This window comes from Streptomyces sp. 891-h (assembly GCF_022760275.1).
Taxonomy (GTDB): Bacteria; Actinomycetota; Actinomycetes; order Streptomycetales; family Streptomycetaceae; genus Streptomyces; species Streptomyces spirodelae.
Window position 1 is genome coordinate 4,960,986 of record NZ_CP050693.1, and the last position, 21,572, is coordinate 4,982,557.

16 protein-coding genes are annotated in these 21,572 nt (G+C 72.9%); 12 read left to right on the plus strand and 4 right to left on the minus strand.

Going from position 1 to position 21,572, the window contains the following annotated elements; genetic code table 11:
* Window positions 1-36 precede the first annotated feature (36 nt).
* The 5 genes from HC362_RS21765 to HC362_RS21785 all read left to right on the plus strand — a co-directional run bounded on the left by HC362_RS21765 (window position 37) and on the right by HC362_RS21785 (window position 6,948).
* Entirely contained in the window at window positions 37-417 is a 381-nt protein-coding gene (locus HC362_RS21765; protein ID WP_229375262.1) for a TadE family protein, read from the plus strand.
* The gene (locus HC362_RS21770; protein ID WP_243085681.1) at window positions 417-854 is read left to right on the plus strand and encodes a TadE/TadG family type IV pilus assembly protein; all 438 of its coding nucleotides are present in this window, start codon (window positions 417-419) and stop codon (window positions 852-854) included. The genes HC362_RS21765 and HC362_RS21770 overlap by 1 nt, the downstream gene beginning before the upstream one ends.
* Window positions 855-876: 22 nt before the next feature.
* Complete coding sequence (locus HC362_RS21775; protein ID WP_243085682.1) at window positions 877-1,359, plus strand: pilus assembly protein TadG-related protein; 483 nt, start codon at window positions 877-879, stop codon at window positions 1,357-1,359.
* Window positions 1,360-1,420: 61 nt separating this feature from the next.
* Window positions 1,421-5,137 carry a bacterial transcriptional activator domain-containing protein gene (locus HC362_RS21780; protein WP_243085683.1) on the plus strand — a complete coding sequence of 1,239 codons (3,717 nt, stop codon included), beginning with the start codon at window positions 1,421-1,423 and terminating at the stop codon, window positions 5,135-5,137.
* 239 nt (window positions 5,138-5,376) lie between these two features.
* Entirely contained in the window at window positions 5,377-6,948 is a 1,572-nt protein-coding gene (locus HC362_RS21785) for a von Willebrand factor type A domain-containing protein (RefSeq protein WP_243085684.1), read from the plus strand.
* Between the two features lie 78 nt (window positions 6,949-7,026).
* On the opposite strand, the gene HC362_RS21790 is transcribed toward HC362_RS21785, so the two are convergent.
* Together HC362_RS21790 and HC362_RS21795 are read right to left on the minus strand one after the other, a co-directional pair.
* On the minus strand, window positions 7,027-7,701 hold the full coding sequence (locus tag HC362_RS21790) for a transglycosylase family protein (protein ID WP_243085685.1): 675 nt from the start codon (window positions 7,699-7,701) through the stop codon (window positions 7,027-7,029).
* A 291-nt stretch (window positions 7,702-7,992) separates the two neighbouring features.
* Window positions 7,993-8,823: an endonuclease gene (locus HC362_RS21795; RefSeq protein WP_243085686.1), complete on the minus strand. Its 831-nt coding sequence runs from the start codon at window positions 8,821-8,823 to the stop codon at window positions 7,993-7,995.
* A gap of 358 nt (window positions 8,824-9,181) precedes the next feature.
* On the opposite strand from HC362_RS21795, the gene crcB (HC362_RS21800) reads away from it, so the two are divergent.
* The 3 genes from crcB (HC362_RS21800) to crcB (HC362_RS21810) are packed head-to-tail and all read left to right on the plus strand — an operon-like array spanning window position 9,182 to window position 10,433.
* On the plus strand, window positions 9,182-9,622 hold the full coding sequence (gene crcB / locus HC362_RS21800; RefSeq protein ID WP_243088751.1) for a fluoride efflux transporter CrcB: 441 nt from the start codon (window positions 9,182-9,184) through the stop codon (window positions 9,620-9,622).
* A complete protein-coding gene (locus HC362_RS21805; RefSeq protein WP_243085687.1) occupies window positions 9,619-10,062 on the plus strand; it encodes a DUF190 domain-containing protein in 444 nt (147 codons plus the stop codon). The genes crcB (HC362_RS21800) and HC362_RS21805 overlap by 4 nt, the downstream gene beginning before the upstream one ends.
* On the plus strand, window positions 10,059-10,433 hold the full coding sequence (gene crcB / locus HC362_RS21810; RefSeq protein ID WP_243085688.1) for a fluoride efflux transporter CrcB: 375 nt from the start codon (window positions 10,059-10,061) through the stop codon (window positions 10,431-10,433). Before HC362_RS21805 ends, crcB (HC362_RS21810) begins: the two co-directional genes overlap by 4 nt.
* 22 nt (window positions 10,434-10,455) lie before the next feature.
* On the opposite strand, the gene HC362_RS21815 is transcribed toward crcB (HC362_RS21810), so the two are convergent.
* Entirely contained in the window at window positions 10,456-10,863 is a 408-nt protein-coding gene (locus HC362_RS21815) for a TIGR03618 family F420-dependent PPOX class oxidoreductase (protein WP_243085689.1), read from the minus strand.
* A gap of 20 nt (window positions 10,864-10,883) precedes the next feature.
* A complete protein-coding gene (locus HC362_RS21820) occupies window positions 10,884-11,954 on the minus strand; it encodes a helix-turn-helix domain-containing protein (protein WP_243085690.1) in 1,071 nt (356 codons plus the stop codon).
* 263 nt (window positions 11,955-12,217) lie between these two features.
* Here HC362_RS21820 and HC362_RS21825 point away from each other — a divergent pair, with 263 nt between their 5' ends.
* The 4 genes from HC362_RS21825 to HC362_RS21840 all read left to right on the plus strand — a co-directional run bounded on the left by HC362_RS21825 (window position 12,218) and on the right by HC362_RS21840 (window position 21,531).
* Window positions 12,218-12,832 carry a hypothetical protein gene (locus HC362_RS21825; protein WP_243085691.1) on the plus strand — a complete coding sequence of 205 codons (615 nt, stop codon included), beginning with the start codon at window positions 12,218-12,220 and terminating at the stop codon, window positions 12,830-12,832.
* A 74-nt stretch (window positions 12,833-12,906) separates the two neighbouring features.
* Window positions 12,907-14,832, plus strand: a complete 1,926-nt coding sequence (locus HC362_RS21830; protein WP_243085692.1) for a flotillin family protein — start codon at window positions 12,907-12,909, stop codon at window positions 14,830-14,832.
* A 145-nt stretch (window positions 14,833-14,977) separates the two neighbouring features.
* The gene (locus HC362_RS21835) at window positions 14,978-19,840 is read left to right on the plus strand and encodes a DNA repair ATPase (protein ID WP_243085693.1); all 4,863 of its coding nucleotides are present in this window, start codon (window positions 14,978-14,980) and stop codon (window positions 19,838-19,840) included.
* Window positions 19,841-20,448: 608 nt separating this feature from the next.
* Window positions 20,449-21,531, plus strand: a complete 1,083-nt coding sequence (locus HC362_RS21840; RefSeq protein ID WP_243085694.1) for a PP2C family protein-serine/threonine phosphatase — start codon at window positions 20,449-20,451, stop codon at window positions 21,529-21,531.
* The last annotated feature ends 41 nt before the right edge of the window (window positions 21,532-21,572 follow it).

Sequence of the window (21,572 nt, forward strand, 5' to 3'; positions counted from 1 at the left end):
AGATGGGAGGCCGCCTCCCAGCGCGGTGAGAGCGGCATGACCGCGATCGAGTTCGTGCTCCTCACCCCGGTGCTGTTCTTCCTGATCTTCGCGACGGTGCAGTTCGCGCTGTACTTCTTCGCCGACCATGTGGCGCAGGCGGCCGCACAGGCCGGCGCGCGCAAGGCCCGGCAGGAGGCCGACGCCGACCCGGGCGGGTGGCGCGCCAAGGCCCGGCAGACCTCGGGGGAGTACATCGAACAGCTGGGCCCCGAACTGATCCTGAACCCCGATGTGAAGCTGCTCGGGCCGCACGACAACACCGTAGGCGTGGAGATCCGCGCCCGGGTCCCCTCCGTCTTCCCCGGCCTGGACATGGACGTGTATGCGATCTCCCAGGGGCCGGTGGAACGGTTCGTACCGGACGGAGGCGGCTGATGACAAAGCTGATGACGTCCCTGAGACGCAGCCGCCGCTGCTGCGGTGACGCCGGGCTCTCGACGATCGAGGTCGTCATCCTCGCGCCGGTGATGATCCTGTTCATCCTCGTCCTGGTCGCCTTCGGCCAGTTGGTGGACGGGCGCGGGGCCGTGGACAGCGCGGCACGGGACGCCGCGCGCGCCGGATCGCTGCAGCACGGCAGCCACGCTGCGGCGATGACGGCCGCACAGCAGGCGGCCACCGCCACCCTCAAGGGCACCTGCGCGGGGAATGTGACCGTACGGGACGCGGGCAGCGACTACCGCTCCGGCGGGCTGTTCACCGTCGAGGTCAGCTGCCGGGTACGCGGCCTGGGCATCCTGGGCCTGGACATCGCCAAGGACATCACGGGCCGCTCCAGTTCGCCGATCGATCCGTACCGGAGGACCGGATGAACCGGATGAACCGGAGGACCGGATGAACCGGGGGAGACGCTCCCTGCCGGAGAGCGCCGGAAGCCTGCTGCGTGCCAGGCGCGCTGCCTGCGACGACAGCGGGTCCGGTGCGGCGGCGGTCATCATGTTCGCGCTGCTGTTCATGGTGCTGGCCGCGTTCGTGGTGGACGGCGGGCTGTCCATCTCGCAGCGCGAGCGCGCCGCCGACATCGCCGAACAGGCGGCACGCTACGCGGCCCAGGACATCGACGAGGAGGCCCTGCGCGAGAGCCAGGGCCGCAACGCGCCCATCAACTACGAGAACTGTCCCTCCCGCGTCCACGAGTTCGCCACCCGGTCCGGACTCTCGGCAGCCGATGTGGCCGCATCGGGCTGTGTGTCCGCCAGCGCCCAGCAGGTCGAGGTCCGGATCCGTCTCACCTACCGTCCGGTGCTCACCGGCCTGTTCTACAGCGCACCCCTGACCGTCCACGGCACGGCGACGGCGGAGTCCGTGACCGGGTGACCGGCCCGGCACACGCCGCCCCTCCTCCACGTCCGCACTTCTCACCCTGGGAGCACACGACATGGCGCGCCGCAGTTCGACACCGGCACCTGCCCCCGGCGGGCCCAGGTCCCGCTCGCGCTCGCGCACGCCCGTGCCGGTGCGCACCCGCCGCACGTTCGGGGACGTGCTCAAGGCGTTCTGCGCGTTCGTCGCGCTGGCCGTGCTGGTGGCCGGGGTGCCGCTGGCGCTCGCGTACTTCATCGGCTGGCCGCTGCCGCACCGGATGCCGTCCCTGGACATGCTGCGGGACGAGGTGAGCGTCGGCGTCTTCATCAACGTCCTGACGGTCGTGGTCTGGCTGGCCTGGGCGCAGTTCACGGCGTGTGTGCTGGTCGAGGCGAAGGCCGCGCTCTCCGGGGTCGGGCTGCCCGCACGGGTGCCGGGCGCGGGCCCCAGCCAGTTGCTGGCCCGCCAGTTGATCACCGCGATACTGCTGCTGGGCTCCAGCACGGCGAGCTTCGCGCCGGGCCTGACCCACCTCGGCCACACCGTACAGCCGCACCATCCCTCGCAGACCGTGGCCAGCGCCCAACTCCTGCCCGGCCAGCAGCGTCCGGCCGGTGCCGAAGGGCAGCCGGACGCGGGCGGTATGCATGTGATGGGCGGGGGCGGCTCGGACACGGTCGTACTGGCCGGGGGCGGCAGCGGCGGCGAGCGCGCGGGCACGGCGCGGCAGGCGTCGGCGCACGGTGACACCTCCCGGGCCGGGCAGACGAAGTTCTACCGCATCCAGCCCCCCGTGGGCCGCCACCACGACTCGCTGTGGGAGATCGCCGAGCGGCACCTGGACGACGGCCGCCGCTACAAGGAGATCTACCGCCTCAACAAGGACCGGGTGCAGCCGGACGGCTCCCGGCTGTCGGAGGCCAGCCTCATCCGGCCGGGCTGGATCATGGAGATGCCCGCCGACGCACACGGCGGCGAACTGGTCGAGATGCCGGATGACGCTCAGGAGCTGAGCCCCAAGGAGCGTGCCCAGTACGAGCGTTACCAGGAGCACGGCTCGGGCCGCGACGCGGGTGGCCGTGATGCGGGTGACCGTGGCGACGACGGCCGTGGTGACGATGGTCGTGGTGACGATGGTCGTGGTGACGACGGCCCTGGCGACGACGGCGGGCAGCGGCAGGAGAGGCCGTCGCACAAGGAGCGGGACCGGTCGGCCCAGGACGAGCCCACCACCCCTGACAGCGACGCGTCCGAGGACGGTGCCGACGACAACCCCGCGCTGGAGCCGAGCGTTCCGGAAGGGAACGACAGCAGCGACAGCAGCCAGGACGGTGACAAGGGCGCCGACAGCCAGGCGCCGACCCAGCCGGACCAGGAGATTCCGGAGACCCCCGACGCCACCGGTCCGGGCGGCAAGGACACTCAGGAAGGCCGGCACGACCAGGGTCAGCGGGAGCAGGACCAGGACGGCGGGGGCAGCTCCGATGTCGAAGTCAGGCCCGACTCGGAGGAGAAGCTGGAGGTTCCGCCAGGGGCGCACTCGCCCGACCGGCAGGAGCAGTCCGTGCCCGAGACCCCCGCCGAGCAGCAGCCCACCCGCACCGACGACCTCGGCGACTCGGAGGACGACGACGGGCTGCCAGGCCCCGGCATCTCCCAGCCCTCCGACATCCGCCCCGGCGCCCAGGACACCCGGCCGGGCGACGCCTCCGACGGCGACGTCGACGACAGGACTCCGGGCGACCGCGGCACCCACAGCGACAGCGACCGCGGCACCCACAGCGACGACGGCAGTGACGGCGACAGCGACAGCGACGGTGGCGGCAAGGGCGAACGTGGCGGCAAGGGCGACGGCAAGGGCGCCGGCACCTCGACCGACCTCGACAACGCCGAACTCCCGGACGGCGACGGCACCAGTCAGCTCGACCGCTCCTCCGAAGCGGCGGACGACAACGGCGCGCTCGGCCCCGTCGGGCTGCCCGAAGCGCTGCTCGGGGCGCCGCTGCTGGCTGCCGGGGTGCTGGCCGCGCTGGGCCGCCGGCGGCGGTCGGCGCTGTGGCGCGCTGTCACCGGCAGCGGACGGCGCTCCCCCGGAGACGATTTCTCGCCCCCGTCCGACCCCGCGGCGCAGGCCCGTGACGCCCTCCTGGCCGGGGCCGACCCAGCCGCCGTACGCTTCCTCGACCGTGCCCTGCGCGGACTGGCCGAGGACCTGGCCGACGAGGGGCGGGAGCTGCCCGTCGTCTACGCGGCCTGGCTGACCGGGCAGGACCTGCACCTGCAGCTCGCCGAGGAGTCCGAACAGCCGCCGTCGCCCTGGCGGTACGGCCAGAACACCAGCTTCTGGACCATCCAGCGCGCCCACACCCGCTTCGACGTCGACACCAGCGGCCCCTCGCCCTACCCGGCGCTCGTCAGCCTCGGCCTGCGCGGCCAGGCGCGGCTGCTGCTCAACCTGGAGTCGGTGCCGGGGCTGGTCTCGGTGGCGGGCGACGAGGAGCGGCGTACCGCCGTACTGGCCTCTGTCGCCGCCGAACTCGCCACCGGCAGTTGGTCCCAGGGCATGGAAGTCACCCTCGTCGGCTTCGGACAGGAGCTGACCGCGCTGGCGCCCGAGCGGGTGCGGTACCTGCCCGGGGTGGCGGAACTGCTGCGGGAGCGGGAAGGCGCCGACGCGCCGTCGCGCCACCGGAACGCCGCGCCGCAGGTGGTGCTGGTCGGTGTGGAGCCCGGCGCGGCCGAGGCGCGCCGGCTGGCGGCCCTCGCCACCGAGAGCGGGGGACCCCGCGTGGGCTTCGTCGTCGGGGTGTCCGGCGGACGGCTGCCCAGCGTGGTGTGGGAGTTCACCGTCGACGCCGAAGGGACGCTGGCCGCACCCCGGATGGGACTCGAGGTGCGGGCGCAGCTGCTGCCCGAACAGCTGCGCGCCGCTGTGGTGGAGCTGTTCGCCGACACCGATGACGAGCGCACCGAAGGCGGCCAGGGCCCCGGCTTCCGCGTGGACCTGAGCGAAGGCGGCCGCCCCGCGGTGTACGCGCGCATCATGGGCAGCTACGACGTCACCGGCATCGAGCCGCCCGAGGAGTCGCGCGCCGCCCTGCTGCACGAGGCGCTGGCACTGCTGCTGCTCAACCGGGACGGCGTGCACCCCCGCGTGCTGTCCTCCGCGCTGTGGCCCAAGGGCGTCACCGACGATGTGCGGGACGCGCTGGTCGAGCGGCTGCGCGGCTGGCTGGGCATCGAGACCGACGGCACGCCCCGGCTGTCCACCGACAAGGACGGGCGGCTGGTGCTGCGCCCCTCCGTCGTCTCCGACTGGGACGTGCTGCGCACCCTGCACCACGGCTGCACCGGGGAGCGCGGGGCGAAGCTGGCGCCGCAGGTGCGGCGCCAGAAACTGGCCGAGGCGCTGGAGCTCGCGCGCGGACCGCTGCTGGCCGACCGCCCCGAGGGGCGGTACGGGTGGCTGGCGTACGACGTCGTGGAGGCGCAGCACCCGCTGCTCGTCGCCGAGATCGGGCTGGCGCTGTGCGCCGAGCACCTCAGGTTCGGGGAACCGGAAGCAGCGGTGCACGCCGTGCGGGCCGCCTTGCGGAGCGCTTCGGCGGACGAGCGGCTGTGGGACGCGTTGTTGCGGGCGGCGCACGCCACGGGTGAGCGGGGCGACCTGGACGAGGCGGTCCGCTGGGTCGCGGACCGCGCCGCCGAACTCCACGGCCCCGAGCGGGGCCTCCCGCCCCGCACCCGAGCCCTCCTGGAAGAGCTCGCCCCGGGGGCGTACCTGCGTTGACGGTTTGTGGGCAGGCGTTCCGCAAGGCGGAACGGGTGGGCACAAACCGGCCACCGGCGTGCACTCGGTAGCGGCCGCCCGCCAGGCAGGAGCGTTGCCGTCTGCGGCTCGGTGGCCCGTTGTGCCCGCCCGTTCCGCCCTCGGCGGAACCGCCGCCCACAACGGGAACGGGGAACGGGGAACGGGGCGAGGACCGTCACATCGGGGCACGGAGCCGAACAACGGTGTGAGGGGATGCGATGAGACGGGGATGGGCGGCGGGAGCCGCAATGGTGGCGGCGGCCATGCTGGCGGGATGCACCGGCGGTGGCTCACACAGCACGGAGACGGCCGACTCGGCAAAGGGCGCCCCCGGCGCACCCGGCCACGCGGAGGGCGGCGCCCCAACGGCGCCGGGGGAGGTGGCCCCGTCGAAACCCTCCGCGCCCAGGGACTTCCGCTCGACGTTCGCACTGGACGTGGACACCGCCTCCTACAGCTACGCCCAGCGAACCCTCCGCGACGGTGCGCGGCCCGCGCCGCGCACCGTCCGCACCGAGGAGTTCGTCAACAGCTTTCCGCAGGGGTACCGGCGGCCGAATGGCGACGGCTTCTCCGTCTCGGCGGACGGCGCCCGCACCGGCGCCGAGGGCTGGTCGCTGATGCGGATCGGGCTGGCGACCAAGAAGAGCGATCCGAAGGCGCCGCGCCGCCCGGCCGCGCTCACCTTCGTCCTGGACGTCTCGGGGTCGATGGCGGAGCCGGGACGGCTGGACCTGGTCAAGAGCGCACTGCGGACGGCGGCGGAACAGCTGCGCGGCAGCGACTCCGTCTCGCTGGTGACCTTCAGCGGTGAAGCGGAGACGGTGCTGCCGATGACGCGGCTGGACGACGGCGGCCGGGCCAGGCTCAAGGCGGCCGTCGGCGAGTTGGAGCCGCAGTCGAGCACAAACCTCGGGGCCGGGATGAAGGAGGGCTACCGGCAGGCGGCCGAGCATCGGCGCCCGGGCGCCACCAACCGGGTCGTCCTGATGTCCGACGCGCTCGCCAACACGGGCGAGACCGACGCCGACTCGATCCTGGCCGACGTCGCCAGGCACCGTAAGGAGCAGGGCATCTCCCTGTTCGGGGTGGGTGTGGGCAGCGACTACGGCGATGCTCTGATGGAGCGCCTCACCAACAAGGGCGACGGCAGCACCGTCTACGTCTCCACCAGGAGGGAGGCGCGCGAGGTCTTCGTCGGGCAGCTTCCCCGCAACATCCAGCTGCGCGCCCGCGACGCCAAGGCGCAGGTGGTCTTCGACCGGAAGGCGGTGGACGACTTCCGTCTGCTCGGCTACGAGAACCGGGCGGTGGCCGACGAGGACTTCCGTGACGACTCGGTGGACGGCGGCGAGATCGGCCCCGGCCACACGGTCACGGCGCTGTACGCGGTGCGGCTGAAGCACGGCGCCACCGGACGGGCGGCCACCGCGACGGTCCGGTGGCTGGACCCCGACAACCGCAAGCCCCACGAGGAGTCACGTGAGGTCTCAGCGGCCGCGCTGAGCAGTGCGGCCCTGTGGACGGGCGAGGAGGTCTCGCCGTATCTGCGGCTGGCGGCGGTCGCCGCCTACTTCGCGGACGCCCTGCGCACCGGGGAGGGCGGCGCCGAGTCCGGCGCCGAGTCCGGGGCCGAGCCGCGGCCCGCGCGCGCTGAGGCCGAGCCGGTGCCGGGCGCGCCGTCGCTGGAGAAGCTCCGCGTCCAGGCGGACCGGCTCGCCGAGGAGCCGGGGCTGCGTTCGGCCGCCGGGCTGGCGAAGAACATCAGCCGGGCTCGCAGCGCGCGCTGAACGAGGCGATGGAAGGGCCATGGCCCGCGCCCTCGGGGGAAGAGGCGCGGGCCATGGCGGTCCTGTCAGGAGCCGGGATCAGCCGACCCGCAGCTTCTGGCCGGGCAGGATCAGGTCGGGGTCGCCGCCGACGGTGGACTTGTTGTCCTCGTAGATCTTCTGCCAGGTGGTGTCGTGCGCCTCGGCGATCTCGCCGAGGGTGTCGCCCGGCTCGACGGTGTAGTTGCCGTGGCCTGTCGCGGGGGCCTGCTGGGGCTGTGCGGGCTTCGACTGCGCGGGCTTCGGCTGGGCCGGCTTCTGCGGGGCGGCCTTCCGGGGCGCCGACTGCTGCTGCGGCTGGGCGTTGCCGCCGTCCGGGTCGACGTCGGCGGCGGGGCCGCCGGAGGTCAGGCCGCCCGCACCGGCGCAGGACCAGGCGCCCGGGCCCTGCATCTTCAGCAGCTTCTCGGCGACGGCGATCTGCTGGTCCTTGGTGGCCAGGTCGGCGCGCGGCGCGTACTTGGTACCGCCTGCCGCCGCCCAGCTGGAGTTGTTGAACTGGAGGCCGCCGTAGTAGCCGTTTCCGGTGTTGGCGTCCCAGTCGCCCGAGGACTCGCACTGGGCGACCTTCTCCCAGGTGTCCACCGAGGCGGCCTGTGCGCCCGTGGCGGAGACCAGCGGGATGGCGACTGCGGCGCCCGCGACACCGGTCACGGTTGCGATACGGGCGGCCTTGCCGGGGCGACGGTGACGGCCCTTGCCGGAGAACAGCATGGTCTTTCGTTCCTTACGGTCGCGGCTGTTCACCCAGGAGTTCGGGCGAACGGGGTCGAGCGGGAGCGACCGTAAGCACAGCTGCCCGAATGCTCCAATTAGGGGCGGCGAAGATCGTTAAAGCCGCTTGACACCCAACGGGGGCATCTGTGCTGGTAACAGGTGTACAGGGAAGATCGTTCCGGCCGGGTGCGGGCCGGCCGCCTGCGACAAGCGTCACAGGTATGGGCGTTTTGCCGGGGATCGGCCGCGGGTGGGGCCGCCGGGGGCGCCCCCACCCGCGGGTACGGCTCAGGACCAGATGGCGTCGACCCACTCCGGGTGGTCGACGAACGGGTTGCGGTTGTGCTGGAACTGGTCGTATATGACGTCGTTGCGGCGCTTCTCGAAGGCGTCGGGCGGGTCCTGCTCGTTCCACTTCTTCAGCACCGACAGCCGGCCCATGGCGGGCGCCGAGCCGTTGTCCACCTTGTCGTTGGGCTCCAGGTCGGGGAAGGAGTCCTCGCCCTCGTAGCGGACGGCCATGTAGAGGACCATGCGGGCCACATCGCCCTTGACCGCGTCGCGTGGCTCGAAGGAGTCGTCGTCGGTGTGGTTGCCGGGCGCCTCCTCGACCTCACCGCCGCCCTCGTCGAAGTCCTTGTTGCCCCGGGTGCTGTTGACCGAGACGTCGGTGGGGCGCAGGTGGTGGATGTCGGTCCCGGGTCCGGTGGCGGTGCCGAAGTCACCGTGTGACTTGGCCCATACGTGCTCGCGGTTCCACTGGTCGGCACCGCCGCCGTTGTCGTCCGCGCTCTGCGAGCGGCCGGAGTAGAGGAGGACGACGTTCGAGGAGTTGTCCGGGTCCTTGTCGGTGGCCTTGAGCGCGTCCCACACCTGGTCGTAGGAGAGCGCGTCGGATTTCTCGATGATGCCGTGCAGCGCCGACTTCAGCTCCGGGCCCGTCTTGCCCTCGGCGTCCTTGTAGTAGTCGGCGGGCGCGTCGTTCGCGGAGGTGGGGGAGGTGGGGGCGGTCGGTGAGTCGGGGGTGAGGGGCATTGCCGTGGCCGGCGCCTGTGGGGACAGCGCCAGCAGTGCGGCGGTGCCGACGGCGGCGGCCAGAGGAGCGCGAGTAGCACGCATGGGGGGTCCTCTCGATGGCACGGGCCGCCCCCGGAGTCAACTCCCCCGAGTGCGCCCCGTGTTGGCATGGGACGGGGGGAGCCTGCCAGATTTTCGAACACGCGCAAGAGGGTCGAACGTCCGGGCCCTCTCCCTCGGCGCCGCGTGGTCCCGCCGTCTGCGGGTGCGAGGCGCCTGGGGCGGGCGTTAATCTGGGGGTGCGGTGGCCCTCGGTCCCCGCACGGCGGTGGGGCTCGCCGTAAGCCAACCGCGGCCACGGTGCCGCCAACGGTCCCTGCTTGCGATGACGCGCGCCCGTGGGGTGCCCGGCGAGTAGGAGACAGGTGTGGAGAAGGTGTCGCGGCGCCCCGCGCGGCCACTGCGAGAACCGGTGCGGCGCCCGCGTACGCCCGTGGTGCTGCGCGGCCAGGGCCGGGTCGTCGCCGTCGTGGCCCTCGGCGGCGCTCTGGGAGCCTGCGCCCGCTACGGCGCCGCCCTGCTGTGGCCCACCCCGCCCGGCGCCTTCCCCTGGACGACCCTGGCGGTGAACGTCGCCGGGTGCGCCGTCATCGGGGTCTTCATGGTGCTGATCACCGACGTATGGGCGGCGCTCCCTCTCGTACGGCCGTTCTTCGGGACCGGCGTGCTGGGCGGCTTCACGACCTTCTCGACCTACGCGGTGGAGACCCAGCGGCTGCTGGAAGTGCGGGAGCCCGGCACCGCGCTGGGCTACCTCGGGCTGACGCTGGTGGGGGCCGTCGCGGCGGTCTGGCTCACGGCGACGGTCACCCGCCGCCTGCTCACAGGGAGGCTGCGATGACGGACTCGGCACCCGGACCGGCGCCGGAACCCGGACCGGCGCAGGCGCACGCGCTGCGGCTGACGGTGCTGGTCGGTGAGAACGACCAGCACCACCACCGGCCCGTGTACGCGGAGATCGTGCACCGGGCGCACGCGGCCGGACTGGCGGGCGCCAGCGTCTTCCGCGGCGTCGAGGGCTTCGGCGCCTCGTCCCTGGTGCACACCACCCGGCTGCTGTCGCTGAGCGAGGACCTGCCGGTGGCCGTCGTGATCGTGGACGAGGCCGCCCGCGTGCGGGCCTTCCTCCCCGAGCTGGCGGAGCTGACCCGCGAGGCGCTGGTGCTGCTGGACGAGGTGGAGGTCGTCCGCTTCCCGGCCCGCGACGCCGGGGCGGAGGACGGCGGGACGAAGAACGCCGGAGCGGAGGACGGCGGGGCCGGGGGCGGGGCAGGCGCGTGAACTGGCTGTTCGTGATCGTCGGAGCGGCCGCTGGGGCGCCGCTGCGCTATCTGACCGACCGGGCCGTGCAGGCCCGGCACGACGCGGTCTTCCCCTGGGGCACGTTCCTGGTGAACATCGCCGCCTGTCTGCTGCTGGGCCTGGTCACCGGCGCGGCGCTCGCGGGAGCCGCCTCCTCCACCGTCCAGCTGTTCCTGGGCACCGGGCTGTGCGGGGCGCTGAGCACCTACTCGACCTTCTCGTACGAGACGCTGCGGCTCGCCCAACAGGGCGCGGGCCGGTACGCGCTGCTCAATGCGGCGGCGAGCCTGTCGGCCGGGCTGGGCGCCGCCTACGCGGGTGTGACGGCGGCCCAGGTGCTCTGGGGCTGAACGCGGCGCCGGCCGGGTGCTGTCACCAGCCCGGCGGCCTGGCGTTGCCCAGTACGCGGGTGACGGCGATCTCGATGACGACCCGGTCCGGGTTGGGCCGCGGCGGCTTGTAGCGCCGGGCGTACCGCTCCTCGGCGTCCGCGACCGACTCGGGGTCGTCCCGGACCACCGCGATGCCCTCCAGGGTGCACCAGTCCCGCCTCTCGGCCTGGCTCACCGCCACCCGTGCGCCCCCGGGACCCGCGGCCAGCACGTTGCGCACCTTCTTGCTGGAGCGGCTGCTGATGACCCTCGCGATCCGCTTCGCGGGGTCGTAGGTCACCCCGACCGGGACCAGGTGCGGGGTGCCGTCGGGGCGCGGCGTGGTGAGGAAGCCGATACGGCGCTCCTCCCAGAAGCCGGGCGCCTCGGGGGAGGTCTGAGTGCTCATGGGCGGAACGCTACCCGCCGTCAGGCCGCGCCCAGCGGGGTGGCGGGCCAGCCGAGCAGCCGTGCGCCGATCACGGCGGTCTGCAGCATGTAGCGGTGCGAGGGGTCGGTGGGGCTGGCCCCGGTGAGCTGGTGTATCCGCTCCAGCCGGTAGGTGAAGGCCCGCACGCTGAGCGACAGCCGGCGTGCCGCCTCCGCCGCCACACAGCCGGAGTCGAAATAGGCGGTGAGCGTCTCCAGCAGCGGCTCGGGCCCGCCGCGCGCCGCGGTGAGCGGGCCCAGCGTCGCCTGGACGAGATCGGCCATGGCCTGCCGGTCGCGGGTCAGCACCGGGTAGACCAGCAGATCGGCGGCGTAGAGCACCGGTTCGCGCAGCTCCAGACGGGCCCCGAGATCGAGCACGCTGAGGGCCTCCTCGTACGACTGCACCACGCCGCCCGGACCCGGCTGGACGCGTCCGATCGCCACCTGGCCGCCGTCCATCGCCGCGTAGCACTGCTTGGCGAAGTAGGTGAGGACCTCCGGCTGATCGCCGGGGCCGACACAGAGCAGCCGCCCGTCCTTGGTGGTCAGCAGGATGCCGCGGTCGTGGAAGCGGGCGATCAGCGCGCGTTCGACCTGCCGCGCCACCGGATGCCCCTCGTCGTAGGCGGCCGGGCCGTGCGCGACGGCCACCGCGTGGGTGTGCGAGAGCCGCAGCCCGAAGCGCTCGGCGCGCTCCGCGAGCCGCCCCAGGTCGCTGCGCCCGTGCAGCAGATCGTCGATGAACTCCCGCCGGGTGGCCTCCTCCTGGCGGACCGCCTGGCGCTGCGCGCGTTCGTATCCCTCGGCCACCGCGTCGACCACCTGGTGCATCCCGGCCAGCAGGCTGTCCGGGTCGCCCGGCAGGGACGGCCAGGCGGTGCGCGCCGCCGTCAGATGAGCGCTGACCAGGTCGCGCAGCCCGTGCCCCGCGTCGGCCGCGCGCTCCCCCAACTCCCGTCGGGTCTCCAGCTCGTCCCGTTTCAGGCGGCGGCCGGTCGCGCAGACGTCGGCCAGGAGAGCGACGTAGCCGTCCAAGTAGGTCTCCGGTATGCGTGCAGCGCCACTCACCCGTATCTCCGCTCTCCTGATGCTCCGTTGACGGTCCCTTGACGCCGTCCGGCACGGAGACACTAGAGAACTCTGCCGGGTTCCGGCAATGCGGGGGTGGTGCTCCCGAGGTCAGAATTCTTCCCGAGGGGGACACCACGGGGGAATCCGGGGGGAATCCGGGGGGAACCGGGGGACGCCTCAGTGCCGCGAACCGGCAGGGGGGTGCCGTGCACCGGCAGGTCGCGGCACTGAGGCAACGGGGGACGACGGAGGGGATGGCCATGGGAGCGTTCGTTCGAGCGGCTCTGGCCTTCCCCACCGTCGTATTCTCCGCCGCTCTGCTCGTGGTCCTCCTCTGCTGGCTTCTCGTCGCCGTCGGCGCCGCGTACCCGGAGGGCTTCGAAGGCCCGCTCGGGTCCCGCGTCTGGGGGCTGGGCGGCCTGCCCGTCGCCGTGGGGTTCTCCCTGCTGACGGCCGGGGCATGGCTGCTGAGCCTGACCGGAGGGGCGCTGCTGGACGAAGCCCGGCTGTCGCCGGCACAGCACTCGGCGGCGGGCGCCGGGCTGCTGGTCGCCGCCCCACTGGCCACCTGGCCGCTCGCCCGGGCGGCCGCGCGCGGGGTGGCCGGATTCCTGCCCGCGGACTCCGGCCCCTCACGGCAGGACTTCGTCGGCCTGACGTGCACCGTGCGCACCCGCTGGGTGGACGAGCGGTTCGGCCAGGCCGAGGTCACCGCCGAGGACGGCTCCAGCGCGCTGGTGCAGGTGCGGCAGAACGGCACCGGCCGGCTGACGCTCGGCAGTACCGGCCTGCTGTACGCGTACGACGACGAGGGCGAGTTCTTCTGGATCGCGCCCTACGAAGCGGCGCTCGATCCGCGCCGCGCCCTCGACTGACCGGCACCGGCACCGCCCGGCGCCGACGGTCGGCACAGCTCCGCCTATCACCTCTTCTTCGCAAAGGTCGTCACATGGATACCTTCTCGCTGGGCCTCGGCGTGCTCGTCGCCGCCGTCCTGCTGATCACGCTCGCCGCGCTGCTGGTCGTCTCCCGGCTCTTCCGCAAGGTGGAACAGGGCCGTGCGCTGATCGTCTCCAAGATGCGGAAGGTCGATGTGACCTTCACCGGACAGGTCGTCCTGCCCGTGCTGCACAAGGCCGAGGTCATGGACATCTCGGTGAAGACGATCGACATCTCCCGCACCGGCCGGGACGGGCTGATCTGCAAGGACAACATCCGCGCCGACATCCGGATCTCGTTCTTCGTCCGCGTCAACAAGACCGTCGAGGACGTCATCAAGGTCGCACAGGCCATCGGCACCGAGCGGGCCAGCGACAAGGGCACCCTCCAGGAGCTGTTCAACGCGAAGTTCTCCGAGGCGCTCAAGACCGTCGGCAAACAGCTCGACTTCGCCGACCTCTACACCAAGCGCGACGAACTGCGCGACCGCATCATCCAGGTCATCGGCACCGACCTGAACGGCTACAGCCTCGAAGACGCGGCCATCGACTACCTGGAGCAGACCCCGCTCGCCCAACTGGACGCCGCCAACGTCCTCGACGCGCAGGGCATCCGCAAGATCACCGAGCTGACAGCCGCCGAGCACGTGCGCACCAACGAGTTCCAGCGCGGCGAGGAGAAGGAGATCACCCGGCAGAACGTCGACGCCCGGGAGGCCATCCTGGAGCTGGAGCGGCGGCAGGCGGACGCCGAGATCAAGCAGAAGCGCGAGATCGAGACCGTACGGGCCCGCGAGGAGGCCGAGACGGCACGCGTCGTGGAGGAGGAGCGGCTGCGAGCGCAGGCCGCGTTCCTGCGCACCGAGGAACAGCTCGGAGTGCAGCGCGAGAACCAGAACCGCGAGATCGCCGTCGCCCAGAAGAACCGCGAGCGGGTCATCGCCATCGAGAACGAGCGCATCGAGAAGGACCGGCTGCTGGAGGTCATCGCGCGCGACCGCGAGACGGAGCTGACCCGGATCTCCGCCGAGAAGGAGGTCGAGGCGCAGAAGCGGGACATCGCCGAGGTCATCCGCGAACGCGTCGCAGTCGACCGCACCGTCGCCGAGCAGGAGGAGTCCATCAAGAAGCTGCGCGCTGTCGAGGAGGCCGAGCGCGAGCGCCAGGCCGTCATCATCGCCGCCGAGGCCGAGGCGCAGGAGAAGCTGGTCAAGGACATCAAGGCCGCGGAGGCCGCCGAGCAGGCCGCCACGCACAAGGCCGCCGAGGAAATCACCCTCTCCGAGGCCCGGCTGAAGGCGGCCGACCTGGACGCCAAGGCCAAGGCCCGGCTCGCCGAGGGCACCCAGGCCGAGAACGCCGCCGCCGGGCTCGCCGAGGTCCAGGTGCGCGACAAGGAGGCCGAGGTCCTGGAGAAGGCCGGGCGCGCCGAGGCCGAGGCCGTCGCCGCACGGCTGCGCGCCGAGGCGGAGGGCGCACGCACCAAGGCGCTGGCGGAGGCCGAGGGGCTCAAGGAGAAGGCCGAGGCCATGGCGGCGCTGGACGAGGCGACCAGGGAGCACGAGGAGTACCGGCTGCGGCTGGAGGCCGACAAGGACGTACGGCTGGCCGGGCTGGACGTCCAGCGGCAGCTCGCCGAGGCACAGGCCGCCGTGGTCTCCAAGGGGCTGGAGAGCGCCGACATCAACATCGTCGGCGGCGAGTCCGTCTTCTTCGACCGGCTCGTCTCCGCCGTCTCGCTCGGCAAGAGCGTGGACGCGTTCGCGGGCAACTCGGAGACGGTGCAGGCCCTTGCGGGGCCGTGGCTGGACGGTACCGGGGATTTCACGGGTGACCTGACGAAGGTGCTGGGCTCGCTCACCACGGGTGACGTCCAGAACCTGAGCGCTTCCGCGCTGATGGCGAAGCTGATGAAGAACGGTTCGCCGCAAGGGTGACTTCTGGGGAGGGGGTGCCCCTGCTCCGCCGCTGCAGTCTGCGGGTCCGCTGTGGTTGCTCGCGCAGTTCCCCGCGCCCCTGACGGGGCGCAGGGTGGGCAAGCGCAGCCCCTTGGTGCCGAACGAAAACGAGAGGGAGTCAGCAATGGAGACCGGTACGTACGAGGTGCTGCGGGACCGGCTCGCCGCGCAAGCCGAAACGCTCGCCCGGCGGGCGGAGGAGCTCAACACCCTGCGTACCGAACAGTTCGGCGCCCGGCGGCTGGAGCTGGAGGACACCGCGCGGCTGCACACCGAGCGCCCGAGCCTGCCCCGCGACATCGTGGCCGTAGGAGAGCGGCTGCTGTTCGGGTACCACGCGGAAGGCCATACAGGCGTCGCCGACGTACTGTCCCTGCACGACCGTGAGCTCGACCCGCTCCCGGCCGACGCGGTACCGGGACTGCTGGACGACCCGGACTTCCAGCGCGAGTTCGCCGCCCTGCACCGCTACTACCGGCACGCCAGACTCCTGCGGCTGCGCCCGGTCGAGGGCAAACTGCTGGCCGTCTTCCAGACCGGCGAGAGCCCCACCGACATCCGCGTACTGCGCTGGGCACTCGCCCAGGACGGCGGCAGCGCCCGGTTCCTGGACGCGCGCGGCGAGCGCGACCACGCCTTTCCGCCGGCGCAGGACCTGGAGTGGACCGAGGCCACTCGCGAGGGACACGTTCCCGGGCGCCATCCGCATGTCGACGTCGGCGACGGCTGCTACGTCTCGACCGTCGGCGGCTTCCTCACCGTCAAGGACGAGAACGACACCGAGAGCGGTGACGGGCTGCACCGCGAGCCCGTCACCGACCCCCTCCAGTCGCTGGCCGACGCCGAGATCGCGCACGCCCGGGTCGGGCCGCTCAAGCTGCTGCGGGTCAGGCCGTACAAGGAGGAGGAGCGGCGCTATCTGGTCGTCAACACCCTGACGAGGCAGGTGGTCAGGGTGGACGGGATCGGTGCGGCCTGCCGCCGGCTGCCCGGTGACAGCGGGCTGGTCTTCCCCGGCGGCTACTACCTGACCTCCGGAGAGTGGAAGACCTTCGACGCCGTCGACACCACAGGCTTCCGCTTCGAGTCCGCCGTGCACGCCCCGAACGGCGAGGACGTGCTCTACGCCTTCCACGCGCCGCAGGAGGGCGGCCGCGATCTGCTGCTGTCGTACAACACGCTGCGCCAGCAGGTCGCCGCGCCGCTGGTGTGCAAGGGGCACGCCCTCTTCGGCGACGGGACGCTCGCCGTGCTGCGCGCGGACGGCGACCTGCGTGCCGAGCCCGCACGGGTGCACACGCTGCAGACCTGGGTCTCCCCATACCTGTCCGACACCGCCGAGGCGGACCGGCAGGCCGCGGCCGGGCCGCTGGCCCGGATCGGGAACCGGGAGCTGGTGGGCGGAATCTCCGCCTGCCTGGCCGTCGCCCGCAGTGCGGCTCCCGCCGAAATCGAGCCGACCGCCGAGAGCTACCGCGCCCTGGTCGCCGCCTGCGAACGCACCGCCGACAGCCACCCGTGGCTCGGCGACCAGGAGACCGGCGACCTGCGCACCCCGTTGGCCCAGGTGCGCGGCACCGCGCGGCAGGTGCTCGCCGAGTACGAGACCGTACGGGAGCTGGCCCGGCAGGCAGCCGAAGCGCTGGAGGCAGCGGCGGAACGGCTGGCCTCCGCGCTGCGGCGGCTGCGCGGCGAGACGCCGCGCTCGGCCGCCGAGTGGATCGAGGGGCTGACCGAACTGCGCACGGCCCAGGGCAAGCTGCTGGGCTGCGCTCAGCTGCGGTACGCCGACACCGTGCGCGCGGCCGAACTGGCGGCCGAAGCCGAGCGGGAACTGGACGGTTTCGCGCTGCGCGCCGTCGAACAGCTCCGCGGCGAGGATGCCTTCGCCGGCTACCACCGCGACATCGAGGAGCTGATCGGGCAGGCACAGGGCATTCAGACGGCTGCCGAGGCCGAGCCGGTGGCCGACCGGCTCGGTGAGCTGGACGACGGACTGCGCACCGTCTCCGAGGTGATCGGCGGGCTGGAGGCCGGGGACGCCACCGTCCGCACCGCCGTGCTGGAGCGGGTCTCCGAGGTGGCCGGCGGCCTCAACCGGGCCCGCGCCACGCTTCAGGCGCGCCGCCGCACGCTGCTGGCCGGCGAGTCGAAGGCGGAGTTCGCCGCCGAGTTCGCCCTGCTCGGCCAGACCCTCACCGCTGCGCTGACCGCCGCCGACACCCCGGAGCAGTGCGACACCCAGCACGCGCGGCTGCTGGCGAAGGTGGAGGACCTGGAGCGGCGGTTCGCCGAGTCGCCGGACTGCCTCACCGAGCTCGACACCGAACGCACCGAGATCAACGACGCCTTCGCCGCACGCAAGCACGCCCTGGCCGAAGCCCGGGCACGCCGCACACAGCAGCTCGTCACCTCCGCCGAACGCACCCTGGCCACCCTCGCCCGGCGCGCCGGTGAACTGGCCGACAGCGACGCGCTGGCCGCGTTCTTCACCTCCGACCCGATGACCGGCACCGTTCGGCGCACCGCCGCCACGCTGCGGGAGCTGGGCGAGCCCGCCCGGGCACAGGAGCTGGAGGACCGGCTGGTGACCGCCCGCCAGGAGGCGGCGCGCGCCCTGCGGGACCGCAGTGAGCTCTATCTGGACGGCGGCAGCGTGCTGCGTCTGGGGCGCCACCGCTTCGCGGTCAACACCCAGCCGATCGACCTCACCCTCGTCCCCGACGGCGAGGGCGGCGAGGGGTTGGCGCTCGCCCTCACCGGTACCGACTACCGGGTGCCCGTCACCGATCCCGGACTGCTGGCAGAGCGTGCCCTGGGGGAGCGGCCGCTGGTGTCCGAGTCCCCGGAGGTCTACCGCGCCGAACACCTGGCGGCCCGGCTGCTGGACGAGCACGGACCGCAGGCCCTCGAGGCGACCGAGGACCTGGCCGGGCTGGTACGGCAGGCCGCACGCGACGCCTACGACGAGGGCTACGAGCGCGGCGTCCACGACCACGACGCCACCCTCGTCCTGAGGACGCTGCTGCGGCTCGGCGAGGGCGCGGGAACGCTGCGCCACGAGCCCGCGGCGCGTGCCGTCGCGCAGCTGTTCTGGGCGCACGGGACCGAGCCCGCGCAGCGCGCCGCCTGGAGCCGGCGCGCCGTCTCGCTGGCCCGCGCGGGCGAGACCTTCGGCCCGGTGCGGGGCGTCGCACGACTGGCGGACGAACTGGCCGCTGCCATCGAGGCGTTCACCCGGGCGGTGCCGCTGGGCGAGAGCCCCGGCACGCGGCACGCGCAGGCGGCCGCCTACCTGCTGGAGGAGCTGACCTGCGAGCCCGGCGGCTTCGTCCTCGGCGCGGAGGCCCGCACGGTGCTGGAGAAGTTCCGGCACGCGGTCGGCACCGACGCCCATGAGGCGTACACCGCCGATCTGGCGGCGCTCGACACCCCTGCCGAGCGGCACCAGCTCGCCACCGCGTGGCTGGGCTCCTACGCCCGCTCCAGCGGGACCGAGCTCGCACCCGGAGAGCTGGCCGAGGCCGTCGCCGCGCAGCTGTGCCCGCGGCTGGAGCGCTACGACGCCGACGCGCCGCCGTCCGCCACCGTGACCGGACTGCTCGGCACCCACCCCCGTGTCCAGGACGGCGAACTCACCGTGCGGCTGGACGAGTTCCTCGCCCGCACCACCGCGTTCCGCACGCACGCCGTACCCGCCTACCGCGCACACCAGCGTCGCCGCCTGCAGCTGGTCACCGAGGAGCGGGAGCGGCTGCGGCCGGCCGACTACCGGCCGCGTGCCCTGCCCGGGTTCGTCCGCAGCCGGCTCATCGACGAGGTCTGGCTCCCGCTGATCGGCGAGAACCTGGCCAAGCAACTGGGCACCGAAGCGGGCACGGGCGCCCTCGGCGGCCTGCTGCTCCTGCTCTCCCCGCCGGGCTACGGGAAGACGACACTGCTGGAGTACGTGGCCGAACGGCTCGGCCTGCTGCTGGTCAAGGTCAACGGCCCGGCGCTCGGCCACGCCGTCACCTCACTCGACCCCGCGCAGGCGCCCGACGCCGCGGCGCGGCAGGAGGTCGAGAAGGTCAACTTCGCACTGAAGGCCGGCAACAACACGCTGCTGTACGTGGACGACATCCAGCACACCTCGGCCCAGTTCCTGGAGAAGTTCATCCCGCTGTGCGACGGCACCCGCCGCATCGAGGGCGTGTGGGACGGTGAACCGCACACCTATGACCTGCGGGGCAAGCGGTTCGCCGTCTGCATGGCGGGCAACCCCTACACCGAGTCCGGCAGCCGCTTCCGCGTCCCCGACATGCTGGCCAACCGGGCCGACGTATGGAACCTGGGCGAGGTGCTGACGGGCAAGCAGGAGGCTTTCGCGCTCAGCTTCGTGGAGAACGCGCTGACCTCCCACCCCGAGCTGGCCCCGCTGGCGGGTCGGCCCCGTACGGACCTGGAGCTGCTGATCGCTCTCGCGCGGGGCGACGGCGATGCGCGGCCCGACCAGTTGTCCCAGCCCTGTGCGCCCGCCGAGCTGGAGCGCGTGCTCGCCGTGCTGCGCCATGTGCTGACGGTGCGTGAGACGGTGCTCGCCGTCAATCGCGCGTACATCGCTTCCGCGGGGCAGACCGATGAGAGCCGCACCGAGCCGCCGTTCCGGCTGCAGGGGTCTTACCGCACCATGAACAAGATCGTGCAGCGGGTGCGGGGTGTCATGGATGACGCCGAGGTCGCGGCGCTCGTGGTGGACCACTACACTGCGGAGGCGCGGGCCCTTTCGGGGGGTGCCGAGGCGAATTTGCTGAAGCTTGCTGAGTTGCGTGGGGCGCTCACCGCTGATGAGGCCGCTCGGTGGGGGGAGGTCAAGCAGGGGTATGTCCGGGCCCAGTCGCTGGGCGACGGCGATCCCATGGCCCGCGCGGTTGTTGCCCTCGGTCTCGTCGCGGACCGGCTCGCCGCCGTTGAGGCGGCCATCGTCCGCGCCGCCACCAATGGCTGAGGCCGCCACCAATGGCTGAGGGCCCGGCCCTCTGACCGCCTGTCGTTTATGGGGGCTCCCGCCCCCAAACCCCCGGGTCCTCGCCGGACGGGCGTTGGGGGGCTCCTCCCCCAGACTCCGTCCGGGGGGACCCCCACCCAACCACCCCCCGCTACGGGGGCTTCGCCCCCCTAGGAGCCCCCTTCCGCAAAAGGGCACCCCTGTTCACGTTCCCTCGTCCCGGCTCATGCCCCAGGCCCTTGGACCTGTCGGTGACTCCCGCAGGGTCGTCACCGGCCGGTCCAAGGACCCGCACCAATGAGGGGATGCTTGAAAGGCAATGGGGTGGTCCCATGCGGCAGGGGGGTCCTAGGAGGGCGAAGCCCACCTGGCGGGGGGCCGTTGGGGGGCGGAGCCCCCCGACACGACCTGTCGGCGCGAGCCGGGACACAAACGGGGCGTGCGTCCACAAGCGGGGTGCCCCGAGGGCGGAGCCCTCACGAGCAGGAATGCGATCGGATAACGAGACGGGCGGGGCGACCAAAGCCGCCGGAGGCCGTTGCTTAGGGTGAAGCTCCAAGCGAAGCCCTCAGCGGCAGCGGTTTCGTAAGACGTCGCAAGGGAGCGCCATGGCCGAGGGACGCGGGCAGCGGACCTACATCGTGCTGGTCCTGCTGCCTGTTCTGGTGATGGCGCTGGTGGCCGGTGTCGACGTGCTGGCGGGTCCCGAGGTGGGGTTCCTGCCGCTGGTCTCGCTCGGCCCCGCCTTCGCCGGACTGGTCGGCACCTGGCGGCGCACCGTCGTGGTCGGGGCGCTGGCGATGCTGCTGTGCACCGGGCTGGGGCTCTACGACGGCCTGCTCGACGGGCGGCGCGGCTACACGGCGCTGGCGTCCGTCGCCGGGGTCACCGTCGCCGGTGTGGTGGCGGCGATCATGCGGGGGCGGCGGGAGGAGGAACTGGCCAGCGTCCGGTCCATCGCGGAGGTCGCCCAGCGGGTGCTGCTGCGGCCGGTTCCGCGCAGCGCGGGCCCGCTGCGGGTGGCCGTCTCCTACACCTCGGCCGTCGCCGAGGCACGTATCGGCGGCGACCTGTACGAGGTGGCGGCCGCGCCGGACCGCATACGGCTGATCGTCGGCGATGTGCAGGGCAAGGGGCTGGCCGCCGTGGAGACCGCGTCCGTGGTCCTCGGCACCTTCCGGGAGGCCGCCTACGAGGAGCCCGACCTGGCGGCGCTGGGCTCCCGGCTGGAGCGCAGCGTCGCACGCGAACTGGAGGACGAGAAGTTCGTGACGGCCATCCTCGCCGAGGTGCGGCCCAAGGAGCGGACCGTCCACTTCCTCAACCACGGGCACCCGCCGCCGATGCTGGTGCGCCGGGACGGCACCGTCGACTTCCCCAGCCCGGACGCCTACGCGCTGCCGCTCGGGCTGGCCGCACACGGCGGCGAGCCGCCCGGCCTCTTCAGTGCCGCGTTCGCGCCGGGCGACCAACTCCTCCTCTACACCGACGGCGTGACCGAGGCCAGGAACGGGGAAGGGGACTTCTACCCGCTCAAGGACAAGAGCGCGCTGCTGCGCACCGGTGACGCGCAGACCGCGCTGGACACGCTGCGCGAGGACGTGGACCGCTATACGAGCGGGGTCCAGGACGACGACGCGGCGATGCTCCTGGTGCGCTACCGCCACGGGCGCGGCCCGGGGCGTGACTGAGACGGCCGGGCCGTGCGACCACGGGGCGGTGCGCAGGGAAG

Bases quoted from the DNA above. Each gene is read 5' to 3' on its own strand.
- HC362_RS21765 (WP_229375262.1), top strand. From the start codon at position 37: ATGACCGCGATCGAGTTCGTGCTCCTCACCCCGGTGCTGTTCTTCCTG.
- HC362_RS21770 (WP_243085681.1), top strand. From the start codon at position 417: ATGACAAAGCTGATGACGTCCCTGAGACGCAGCCGCCGCTGCTGCGGT.
- HC362_RS21775 (WP_243085682.1), top strand. From the start codon at position 877: ATGAACCGGGGGAGACGCTCCCTGCCGGAGAGCGCCGGAAGCCTGCTG.
- HC362_RS21780 (WP_243085683.1), top strand. From the start codon at position 1,421: ATGGCGCGCCGCAGTTCGACACCGGCACCTGCCCCCGGCGGGCCCAGG.
- HC362_RS21785 (WP_243085684.1), top strand. From the start codon at position 5,377: ATGAGACGGGGATGGGCGGCGGGAGCCGCAATGGTGGCGGCGGCCATG.
- HC362_RS21790 (WP_243085685.1), bottom strand. From the start codon at position 7,701: ATGCTGTTCTCCGGCAAGGGCCGTCACCGTCGCCCCGGCAAGGCCGCC.
- HC362_RS21795 (WP_243085686.1), bottom strand. From the start codon at position 8,823: ATGCGTGCTACTCGCGCTCCTCTGGCCGCCGCCGTCGGCACCGCCGCA.
- HC362_RS21805 (WP_243085687.1), top strand. From the start codon at position 9,619: ATGACGGACTCGGCACCCGGACCGGCGCCGGAACCCGGACCGGCGCAG.
- HC362_RS21815 (WP_243085689.1), bottom strand. From the start codon at position 10,863: ATGAGCACTCAGACCTCCCCCGAGGCGCCCGGCTTCTGGGAGGAGCGC.
- HC362_RS21825 (WP_243085691.1), top strand. From the start codon at position 12,218: ATGGGAGCGTTCGTTCGAGCGGCTCTGGCCTTCCCCACCGTCGTATTC.
- HC362_RS21830 (WP_243085692.1), top strand. From the start codon at position 12,907: ATGGATACCTTCTCGCTGGGCCTCGGCGTGCTCGTCGCCGCCGTCCTG.
- HC362_RS21835 (WP_243085693.1), top strand. From the start codon at position 14,978: ATGGAGACCGGTACGTACGAGGTGCTGCGGGACCGGCTCGCCGCGCAA.
- HC362_RS21840 (WP_243085694.1), top strand. From the start codon at position 20,449: ATGGCCGAGGGACGCGGGCAGCGGACCTACATCGTGCTGGTCCTGCTG.